This window comes from Methylobacterium sp. WL64, from assembly GCF_008039945.1.
Classification (GTDB): Bacteria; Pseudomonadota; Alphaproteobacteria; order Rhizobiales; family Beijerinckiaceae; genus Methylobacterium.
This window is the reverse complement of record NZ_VRVA01000155.1, coordinates 1-10,017: the sequence shown is the minus strand read 5'-3', so window position 1 is coordinate 10,017 and position 10,017 is coordinate 1. Positions and strand designations below refer to the sequence as shown.

The window sequence follows — 10,017 nt, the reverse complement described above, 5'->3', positions numbered from 1 at the left end:
CGCTCGCGCGCCTCGGCCGCGGCCCGGGCCGCCTCGGCCTGGGCGAGCTGATCCTGCGCGCGGGCCTGCCGGCGGCCGAGCAGCACCAGCGCGAGCAGGCCGAGATCGAGCAGGAACGCCGCCACCCCCACGATGGTCGCCTGCTGGTGCGCGGCCGCCAGGCAGGCCTCCGCGGTGCGGCTGATGCTGAGGACCAGCGGGTAGTTCTTCAGGGCGTGGGCGGCGATGAGCCGATCCTGGCCGTCGATCGGGCTGACGGTTCGCAGGACGCCGCCCTGCGCGGCCCGGGCGGTGATCAGGGATGCGCCGGCGCTGGGGAAGATCCGGCCGATCGTCCCCTCGCGGTGCGGGTGCCGGACCAGCAGCATGCCGTCGTTGCGGAACAACGACACCACGGCGTCGTCCGCGGGCGCGATCTGATCGTACAGGCTCTCGAAATAGCTCAGCTCGACCGCGCCCAGGATCAAGCCCAGGAACGTGCCGTCCGGGGCCGCGACCTTCCGGGCGATGTAGATCGTCCAGGCGCCGTCCCCCCGGTTCGGGACCGGGCGGCCGACGTAGCGCTGCAGGGTCGGGTCGGCGGACAGCGCCTTGAAGTAGTCCCGGTCGGCGATGTTGACGGACGGGATCGGCCAGTAGCGGCTGAAGTTCAGCAGCTGTCCGGTCCGGTCCACCAGGGTGATGGCGTTGGCCTGCGGCAGCGCCGCGATCCAGGTCTTCAGCGCCGTGTGCATGGAGGGACGGGACGCCGCCTCGGCATAATGCGCGCCATCGGCGATCCCCGCCTGGCGGAATTCGGCCAGCACGGCGTCCTGGACGAGCTCGATCGCCTGCAGCGCCCGGTCCGCCTGGTCGGCCAGGACCGTGGCGAGGCCGCCGAGGCTGCGCTCGTTGTCGTCGACCGCGCGCGTCTCCAGGTGGGCGATGAACAGCGCGGCCGCGGCCGTGATCACCAGCCCGAGGCCGATGGCCGTCCAGGCGCGCAGATCGCGGGCCTGCCGCCACCGCCGCAGGCGCACATGCCGGGCCGCCCGAGCGAAAAACGGGAAGATTGACTTATAACCCACCAGAACACGCTCGGACTACGCTCTATAACAGGGCTATATTGCCCCCGTTAATGAGTTGTTGTGCCGAAAGCGTAAACCGGAGGACAATCCTGCCATACATCCTTCTCGATGGATGGCCGCCCGCGTCCGCGAACAGGAGGACGCGCAGCGGGAAGTCGGAAGCGGGCGCCTCACCCGGCCGCGCGCAGGACCGGGACCGTCGTCAGCCACGCGCCGGTCTCCGGGCGCTCCGCCATGAGGCGCGTCAGGGCGGCGGCCGGCATCGCCCGTCCGTAGTGGAAGCCCTGGCCGACCTTGCAGCCCAGCGCCCGCAGGACGACCTCCTGGCCCTCGGTCTCGATGCCCTCGGCGACCGTGTCGAGGCCGAGGTCGTTGCTCATCCGGATGATCGCACGGGTGATCGCGGCATCGTTGGCCTCGGTGAGCAGGTCGCTCACGAAGGTGCGATCGATCTTCAGGGTCGTCAGCGGGAAGCGCTTGAGGCTGCTCAGCGAGGCGTAGCCGGTGCCGAAATCGTCGAACGCGATCCGAACGCCCAGGGCGCGCAGGTCCCGGATCGTCCCGAGGGTGCGGTCGTCGTTCTGCAGCACGACCCGCTCGGTGATCTCCAGCTCCAGCGCCTCCGGCGGGACCCGGTGGCGGGCCAGCGCGTCGGAGACCTCGCGGACGAGGTTTCCCGTCTTGAACTGGGCGGAGAACAGGTTCGCCCCGACCCGGAACGGTGGCAGCCCCTGGTCCCGCCAGGCCGCGATCTGCCGGCAGGCGGCATCCAGCACCCAGGCGCCGACCGGGAGCGCCAGCGGGCTCATCTTGATGGCCGGGAGGAACGTGCCGGGCAGGAGCAGGCCGCGCTCCGGGTGCTGCCAGCGGAGCAGGGCCTCGGCGCCGACGAGCCGGCCGCTCGTGAGGCAGATCTGCGGCTGGTAATGCAGCACCAGCTCGTCGCCGTGCAGGGCGCGCAGCAGCGCGTCCTGGGTGTTGCGCAAGGCTGTCGCGGCATGGCGCATCTCGGAGGCGAACATCCGGGCGGAGCCGCCGCCCTCCTGCTTGGCCCGGTACAGCGCGAAATCGGCGCTGGCCAGCAGCTCCTCGCCGTCGCGGCCGTGCTCGGGGGCGAGGGCGAAGCCGATGCTCGCGCCGGCCCGCAGCACGTGCGTCTCGACCACGACCGGGTCGGCCAGCGCGGCCAGGACCGCGGTGGCGCAGGCGCGCGCCGCCAGGGGGTCGCCGGTGCCGGGCAGCAGCACCACGAACTCGTCGCCGCCCAGGCGCGCCATCACGGCCCGGCGCGGCAGCACCGCCGGGATCCGCACCGCGAGCGCCTGCAGGAGCGCATCGCCGACCGCGTGGCCGAGGCTGTCGTTGATCGCCTTGAACCCGTCGAGATCGACCAGCAGCACCGCGGCCGGCTGGCCGCGCCGGTAGAGGTCGTTCAGCAGGGTTTCGAACCGGCGGCGGTTGGTCAGACCGGTCAGAGCATCCTGGTGGGCGAGGCGGAGCAGGCCGGCCTCACGCCGGCGCCGCTCCGAGATGTCCCGGATGATGGCGCCGAGATTCGGCCCGCCCTCGTCGTGCCAGACCGACAGGGCGATCTCGGCCGGGCATTCCGCACCGTCCTTGCGCCGGACCATCACCTCGATGGTGCGGCCGGCGACCTTGGCCGCGTCGCCCGCGAAGATCCGTTTCAATCCGGCCGTGTGGGCCGCACGCATGCGCTCGGGCACGATCAGATCGAAGGGCTCCCCCAGCATCTCGTCGTGGGTGTAGCCGAACAGCGCGGCGGCGGCCTGGTTGGCGAACCGGATCCGGCCCTCGCGGCTGATCGCCAGCAGCGCCAGCTCGGTGGCGTTGGCGAAGCCCATCATGGACACCCGGGCCAGCTCGCTGCGCCGCAGGGTCATCTGCTGGACCACCAGGGCGGCGAGGTCGGCGAGCGCCCGGCGGTCCCGGGCCGGGAAGTGGCGGCGCGGCACCGTATCGGCCACGCACAGCGCCCCCAGCCGGAAGCCGTCCGCGGTGATCAGCGGGGCGCCGGCGTAGAAGCGGACGAAGGGCGGTCTCACGGCGAGGGGATTGTCGGAGAAGCGCGGATCGCGCCGCGTATCCGGGATGACCAGGAGATCGTCGGACCGGATCGTGTGGGTGCAGAACGAGGCGCCGCGGGCCGTCGGCGCGGGATCGAGACCGACCTGATCGAGGCCCACCTGATCGAGACCGACTTGCGCCTTGATCCATTGATGGTGCTGATCGATCAGCGAGACGTAGGCGATCGGCGCGCGGAACAGCCGTGCCGCCAGCTGGGCGATGGCGTCGAACCGCTCCTCGGGGGCGGTCCCGGCGATCTGGAACGTGCCCAGGGCGTGAAGACGCAGGGTCTCCTGCTCGGCCAGGACGCAGTCCGACGTGGTCGCTGCCGACACCGATTTCGCTCCCGGCCCTTCAGCTCGACCCTCATGGGCGCTGCAGGACACGACTGTAAACAGCGAATCTTATCGTAGGTTTAAATCAGCGGTTGTCGATCTACGGTGATCACCAGCCCGGCCGTAGAAGCAGGGCCGCATGCTGGTATCCATGACATGGCTCCCGGCCGTCTCCGGTCGAGAGCCAGTATCCGGCCGGCCCGTGGCGCGGCGATCCAGTTTGTTTCCGGTCCGATTGCTGCGGGCCGGCTGCGCGAAAGCCTCCCTCTGCGCCGAGCGGCGCGGAGGGAGACCGGGGCTGGCGCTCAGGCGGCCTCGACGGACTTGCGGCTGGTGCTGCGGCCCTTGGCGGGGGCGGACTCGGCCTTCTCGGCCTTGCGGCGGCCGCCGCGGGCCGGCGCGGGCGCCGCGGCAGACTCGACGTCCGGCTCCTTCTCGGATGGCTGGGTGCGGCCGGGCTGGCCGAGACCGAGGCTCTTGGCCAGCGCCGAGCGCTGCGCCGAGTAGTTCGCCGAGGTGGTCGGGTAATCCGCCGGCAGGCCGTACCGCTCGCGGTAGCCCTGCGGATCGAGGCCGTGCTTGGTCAGGTGGCGCTTCAGGGTCTTGTACGACTTGCCGTCGATGAAGCTGACGAGACCATCCGGGCGGATCGACTTGCGGACCTGCGCCGGGGTCGGCCGCTCGACAGTGTCTTCCGCCGCGGTGGAAGGCCCGGAGCCGATCGAATTCAGCGCCTCGTGGATGCTCGCGATCAGCGCGGGCAATTCGGTCGGGGGCAGGGAATTGTTGGCGACATAGGCCGCAACGACGTCCACGGTCCGTTCGATATAGTGCGCTTGGGATGCGGACGCTTCTTCGGACATTCTTGCTTTCCTTGAGTTGGATGTGTGTGGGAATGGCGGCTTACTGCGAGTTAAGACAGCCGCAGGAAAAAGCAAGGTGATCCATACAATTCCATGTGATCGATTGAAAGTTCAGGTCTACATCGGCCGGCCAAGGTTACAGGTTGAAGTTGCATTGGCGCCATTATCCAGGCACTTGCGCGGCGCTATATCCTGGCCTGCGCGACGAATGCTGGCACTGGCTGGAAGCGAGGTTTTCGTTGGTGGGAGAGACCGTTACGGCCAAGGTCAGCAGTTCCCGCGGGGGGTCTTGGCGCGACTTTCCCGGCCGTTGACCGGTCTTGCCGCCGCGCCGCAAAATATTTTTGCAGGATCGCCGATCGCCTGTGGGTTCCGGCACCGTTGAGGGCGGGATCCGGGCTCAGGCGAAGGACTTGCGGGGGTCGAACGCGTCGCGCACTGCTTCGCCGGCAAAGACCAGGAGGCTCAGCATCACGGCGATGACCAGGAATCCGGTGAGACCGAGCCACGGCGCGGTCAGGTTGTCCTTGCCCTGTGCCAGCAGCTCCCCCAGGGAGGGCGAGCCCGGCGGCAGGCCGAAGCCCAGGAAGTCGAGGGAGGTCAGCGTGGTGATCGAGCCGTTCAGGATGAAGGGCAGGAAGGTCAGCGTCGCCACCATGGCGTTGGGCAGCAGGTGGACCGTCATGATGCGCAGGTTCGACAGGCCGAGCGCCCGCGCGGCCCGGACGTATTCGAAGTTCCGCGCCCGCAGGAACTCGGCGCGCACGACGCTGACCAGCGCCACCCACGAGAACAGCAGCATGATCCCGAGCAGGACGAAGAAGCCGGGGGCGATGAAGGCCGAGATGATGATGATCAGGTAGAGGGTCGGTATCCCGCCCCAGACCTCGATGAACCGCTGGAACGCGAGATCGACCCAGCCGCCGAAATAGCCCTGCACGGCCCCGGCCACGACCCCGATCGCCGAGGAGACCGCGGCCAGGATCAGCCCGAACAGCACCGAGATGCGGAACCCGTAGATCACCCGCGCCAGCACGTCCCGGGTGGTGTTGTCGGTGCCGAGCCAGTGCCACGGGATGTCGGCGCAGGTCGCCCCGCCGAGTTTTTCCGCCACCGGCTTGCACTGGGCGTCCGAGAGCATCCAGGTCGGCGGCGACGGCGAGGGTGTCGGCAAATCCTCGTTGATCGTGTCGTAGGAGAACCGGATCGGCGGCCAGAGCGCCCAGCCGTTCTCGGCGATCTCCTTGCGGATCTCGGGCGACCGGAAATCCGTGACCGCCAGGAAGCCGCCGAACGTCTCCTCCGGATAGTCCACCAGCACCGGGACCAGCCACTCGCCCTTGTAGGACAGGACAATCGGGCGGTCGTTGGCGATGAACTCGGCGAACAGGCTGAGGACGAACAGCGCCGCGAAGATCAGGAACGACCAGCAACCGAGGCGGTTGCGGCGGAAGGTGTCGAGCCGGCGCCGGTTGAGCGGCGACAGCCAGCCGCGCCCGCCCGAAACAGGGGCCGGCGCGGGAACGGCCTCATCGGGCCGCAGGACGGTCGGCTGGGCGCCCGGCAACGGCACCGTGACGACCTCGCTCTCACCGGCGCGCGCGGTCTCGTTCATGGCCGCGGACCCTGTGGAACCAGAAGATTCTTGAGGACCGGAAGAGCCTTGCTGTGGCAGAGCAAGGTGCCGGATCCAGACGAGACCGGGCAAGGCGCCGGTCTCGTCCCCCGTGCGGGCGAGGGGGCACGGCGCAGCCGGAACGAGCCGCCGCGTAAAAACCGCAGATCGGACAGCGAGACGGTCACGGAACGGGGGCTACGACCCTTCGACCCTCGTAAACCCCGGACACCACTCAGGCGTCGAGGCGGGTCGCGGTGCCCTCGATCTCGTTCGGGCGGACGCCGCCGGACCGCTCCATCCAGCGGCGCAGCAGGCGGACATTGCGGCGGTTGGCCTTGAAGGCGGCGTCGAACAGGTCGCCCGCCAGGGGGACGACGCCGAGCAGACCGTCGAAGGCGACGTTCAGCCCCATCCGGGCCACCAGCCAGCGGGGGGCGCCCAGGCGCTTGGCCTCGTAGACGATGAACGAGGAGATCACCATGCCGGCCACGTCGCCGATCACTGGCACGAGCCCGATCAACGCGTCGAACCCGACCCGCCGGTTGATCCCCGGGATCACGAAGGCCGTGTCCATGAAATGCGCCAGCGTCTCCAGCCGGGCGAGGCTGGCCTCGCGGTCGAGATCGGCCGACAGGAACGGCGGCAGGCGCGACGACGCGCTGCCGGGAAAGGTGCTGCCGGGAAAGGTCTTGGCGCCGGCGGAGGGGCCGGTCCGGGAAGCCTGGGAGAAATCCATCGTGGGGATCCGTCGGAGAGCCATCACCGTCAACGAGGTGGCCCCCCCGGGGGATCCCCGCAAGCAAAGCGCCTGCGACCATCATGCCGCACCCCCGGCCACGCCGCGCATCCGCGCGAGGGCGGTGTCCAGGGTGGCGTCGGCCTTGACGAAGCACAGGCGCACGAGGCTGCGCACCGAGCCGTCCGGGTAGAACGCGCTCACCGGGATCGCGGCGACGCCGTGGCGGGTGACCAGAGCCTCGCAGAAGGCGACGTCGTCGGCGTAGCCGAGCCCGGTGATGTCGATGTTGAGGAACCATGTGGCCTGCGCCGGCAGGACCCGGAAGCCGAGGTCGCGCAAACCGGAGGCCAGCCGGTCGCGCGAGGCCGCGTAGCCGGCCCGCATGGCCTCGAACCACGGCTCGGGCTTGCCGAGGCCGTACGCCACCGCCTCCTGCAGGTTGGGGGGCGTGGTGAAGGTGAGGAACTGGTGCGCCTTGGCCAGGACCGGCATCAGCCGGGCATCGGCCATCACGAAGCCGACCTTCCAGCCGGTGAGCGAGAAGATCTTTCCCGCCGAGCCGATCTTGACCGTCCGCTCGCGCATCCCGGGCAGCGCCATCAGCGGCCGGTGGCGGGCGCCGTCGAAGACCACGTGCTCCCAGACCTCGTCGCAGATCGCGGTGACGTCGAACCGCGTGCAGTACCGGGCGAGCAGCGCCAGGTCGTCCGGGTCGAACAGGGTCGCGCTGGGGTTCAGCGGATTATTGAGCACCACAACCTTCGTGCGCGGGCCGAACGCGGCGGCCAGCGCCGCCTCGTCGAGCCGGAAGGCCGGCGGCTGCAGGGCCACGATCCGCGGAACGCCGCCCGCCCGCTGCACCAGCGGCAGGTAGGCGTCGTACATCGGCGCGAACAGCACGACCTCGTCGCCGGGCTCGATCAGCGCCAGCAGGGCCCCGGCGAGCGCCTCGGTCGCCCCGGAGGTCACCATCACCTCGGTCTCGGGGTCGAGGGCGAGGTCCTGGTGCCGGGCGTAATGCGCGGCCACGGCCTCGCGCAGGGCCGGCACTCCCATCATCGGCGGATACTGGTTCCAGCCGTCGAGGAGCGCCCGGGCGCCGTGCTCGCGCACGTCCGCGGGGCCGGGATCGTCCGGGAAGCCCTGCCCGAGATTGACCGCGTCGTGGGCCCGGGCGAGCTGCGACATGGTCTCGAACACCGTGGTCGGCAGGGCGGCAAAGACCGGATTCATGCGGTGCGGGACGCCGCTTGGGGCGCAGCAGACAGGCTGGACATCGGCGGGATGTAGCATGGGGTCGGCAGCGTGCGGAATGTGCGCACCCGCACAGACCCATCCATCCGGGCGAACGACGGGGCTGACGAATGTTGACATTCATCAGTCGTAACGTAGGTTCGTCTCACGGCTGGAGCGGCGCTCTCGCCGGCGGGGCTTTGCCCCCTCGCTCCGTCAGCGAGACGCCGCTCCGGTCCTCTTCGAGGGCCATCGATCTCCGGATCGGTGGCCCTTTCGGCATGTGATCGGTCGCGCGATCTGGTAGCGTGCCGGGCCCACCGGATGCGACCATGCGGACGACGCTCGCCCTACGCCTCGCCCTGCTGATCGCCGGCCTGGGCCTCGTCCTCCGGCTCGGCCTGCCGGTGGCGCCCGTGGACGCGCCGTTCCGCGCGGTGCTGAAGGCCTATGCGGCGCCGGACCCGTCCGCCGCGGCGCCCAGCAACACGGCTGAAACCTCCGCGCCCTAGTGACGGCACATTGGCCGGGCATCCGATAGGCCCCGGCGATGGAATATGCCGCAGCCGCCGGACACCGTCCGGCCTGGATAGCCGCGTAGGCCGATGCCACCGTCCGGGCCGCCGAAGCGTAGGCGGCCGGAACATGCGCCATGGGGGCGTGCACAGCGAGGGATAGGGTGCCGTCGGTCGCGCAGGCGTCCGGCATGTGCTCTAGTCAGGCATGAACGAGAGTTCACCGATCCGCACCGACACGGCGCGCGCCTACCAGCCGGGCGAGGCGCCGGCGCGCGACGTCCGCACGCGGCGCTTCCGACCGATCCGCTGGCTCGTGATCCTGGCCCTGCTGGCGGGCGCGGGGGCGATCGGCCACCGCTGGTACGAGGCGCGCACCGAGAAGGCCGCCGAGCCGGCCACGGCCCACAAGGGCGGCGGCCGCGGCGGGCGGCATGGCGGCGGCGACATGGCGCAGGCGGTGGGCGTCGCCCCCGTGACGACCGGCGACATGCCGGTGGTGCTCCAGGGCCTCGGCACCGTGACGCCGCTCGCCACCGTGACGGTGAAGTCGCAGATCAGCGGCTACCTGATGGCGGTGAAGTTCCGCGAGGGCCAGACCGTCAAGGCCGGCGACGAGCTCGCCCTGGTCGATTCCCGGCCCTACGAGGCGCTGCTCGCCCAGTATCAGGGCCAGCTCGCCCGCGACCAAGCGCTGCTGCAGAACTCGAAGCTCGACCTGCAGCGCTACCAGACGCTGAACCGGCAGGATTCGATCTCGAAGCAGAACGTCGACACGCAAGCCGCCCTGGTCAAGCAGAACGAGGGCACCGTGGCGGCCGACCAGGCGCTGGTCGACCAGCAGAAGCTCAACATCGCCTACACCCACATCACCGCGCCGGTGGACGGGCGGGTCGGCCTGCGGCAGGTCGATCAGGGCAACTACATCTCGGCCGCCTCCACGGCGATCGTGGTGGTGACCCAGCTCCACCCGATCTCGGTGATCTTCACCCTGCCGGAGGACGACGTGGCCCGGGTGATGCGCCAGGTGCGGGCGGGAGCCAAGCTCGCGGTGCGCGCCTACGACCGAGGCGACGCCCACCAGATCGCGATCGGCACCCTCGACACCGTCGACAACCAGATCGACACGACCACCGGCACGGTGAAGCTGCGGGCGCAGTTCGACAACGCCGACGAGGAGCTGTTCCCGAACCAGTTCGTCAACGCCAAGCTCACCGTCGACACGGTGCGGGCCGCGACGCTGGTGCCGAATTCCGGCCTGCTGCAGGGCACGCCCGGCACCTACGTCTACCTGATGGATGGGGACAGCAAGGTCACGGTCCGGCCGATCAAGACCGGAGAGACCGACGGGACCAACACCGTCGTGGTCTCGGGCCTGAAGCCGGGCGACCGGATCGTCACCGACGGCACCGACCGGCTCAAGGACGGCGCCGAGGTCCGGATCACGGACGGCGCGCAGGCGGCGGGCGCGACCGGCGCGGTCACCGGGGCGGGCGACAAGCCCGGCGGAAAGCCGGCCGCCGGACCGGGCGGGGCGGCCGGCTTTCCGCCGGGCTTGTCGC

The 10,017-nt window shown here is 70.3% G+C and carries 8 protein-coding genes; 2 read left to right on the top strand and 6 right to left on the bottom strand.

The genetic code is table 11. The features are described 5' to 3' along the window. The 6 genes from FV242_RS30345 to FV242_RS30320 all read right to left on the bottom strand — a co-directional run. The coding region (locus tag FV242_RS30345) for a cache domain-containing protein (RefSeq protein ID WP_281407125.1) at positions 1-1,067 on the bottom strand (1,067 nt) is incomplete at its 3' end. 170 nt (positions 1,068-1,237) lie between these two features. Then, the gene (locus FV242_RS30340; protein ID WP_147941511.1) at positions 1,238-3,487 is read right to left on the bottom strand and encodes a bifunctional diguanylate cyclase/phosphodiesterase; all 2,250 of its coding nucleotides are present in this window, start codon (positions 3,485-3,487) and stop codon (positions 1,238-1,240) included. A 305-nt stretch (positions 3,488-3,792) separates the two neighbouring features. After that, positions 3,793-4,350 carry a MucR family transcriptional regulator gene (locus FV242_RS30335; RefSeq protein WP_147909985.1) on the bottom strand — a complete coding sequence of 186 codons (558 nt, stop codon included), beginning with the start codon at positions 4,348-4,350 and terminating at the stop codon, positions 3,793-3,795. Between the two features lie 400 nt (positions 4,351-4,750). Beyond that, on the bottom strand, positions 4,751-5,965 hold the full coding sequence (locus FV242_RS30330) for an ABC transporter permease (RefSeq protein WP_147941510.1): 1,215 nt from the start codon (positions 5,963-5,965) through the stop codon (positions 4,751-4,753). A gap of 235 nt (positions 5,966-6,200) precedes the next feature. After that, the gene (locus FV242_RS30325; protein ID WP_147909983.1) at positions 6,201-6,704 is read right to left on the bottom strand and encodes a DUF4112 domain-containing protein; all 504 of its coding nucleotides are present in this window, start codon (positions 6,702-6,704) and stop codon (positions 6,201-6,203) included. Between the two features lie 81 nt (positions 6,705-6,785). Beyond that, positions 6,786-7,940 (bottom strand): aminotransferase, encoded by a 1,155-nt coding sequence (locus FV242_RS30320; protein ID WP_147941509.1) that lies wholly within the window; start codon positions 7,938-7,940, stop codon positions 6,786-6,788. Between the two features lie 332 nt (positions 7,941-8,272). Between FV242_RS30320 and FV242_RS30315 the strand changes: the two genes are divergently transcribed. Next, positions 8,273-8,452, top strand: a complete 180-nt coding sequence (locus tag FV242_RS30315) for a hypothetical protein (RefSeq protein WP_147941508.1) — start codon at positions 8,273-8,275, stop codon at positions 8,450-8,452. A gap of 211 nt (positions 8,453-8,663) precedes the next feature. Next, positions 8,664-10,017: MdtA/MuxA family multidrug efflux RND transporter periplasmic adaptor subunit (locus FV242_RS30310; RefSeq protein WP_246692960.1), on the top strand; the 1,354-nt coding region annotated here is incomplete at its 3' end.

Bases quoted from the DNA above. Each gene is read 5' to 3' on its own strand.
- FV242_RS30335 (WP_147909985.1), bottom strand. From the start codon at position 4,350: ATGTCCGAAGAAGCGTCCGCATCCCAAGCGCACTATATCGAACGGACC.
- FV242_RS30330 (WP_147941510.1), bottom strand. From the start codon at position 5,965: ATGAACGAGACCGCGCGCGCCGGTGAGAGCGAGGTCGTCACGGTGCCG.
- FV242_RS30325 (WP_147909983.1), bottom strand. From the start codon at position 6,704: ATGGATTTCTCCCAGGCTTCCCGGACCGGCCCCTCCGCCGGCGCCAAG.
- FV242_RS30320 (WP_147941509.1), bottom strand. From the start codon at position 7,940: ATGAATCCGGTCTTTGCCGCCCTGCCGACCACGGTGTTCGAGACCATG.
- FV242_RS30315 (WP_147941508.1), top strand. From the start codon at position 8,273: ATGCGGACGACGCTCGCCCTACGCCTCGCCCTGCTGATCGCCGGCCTG.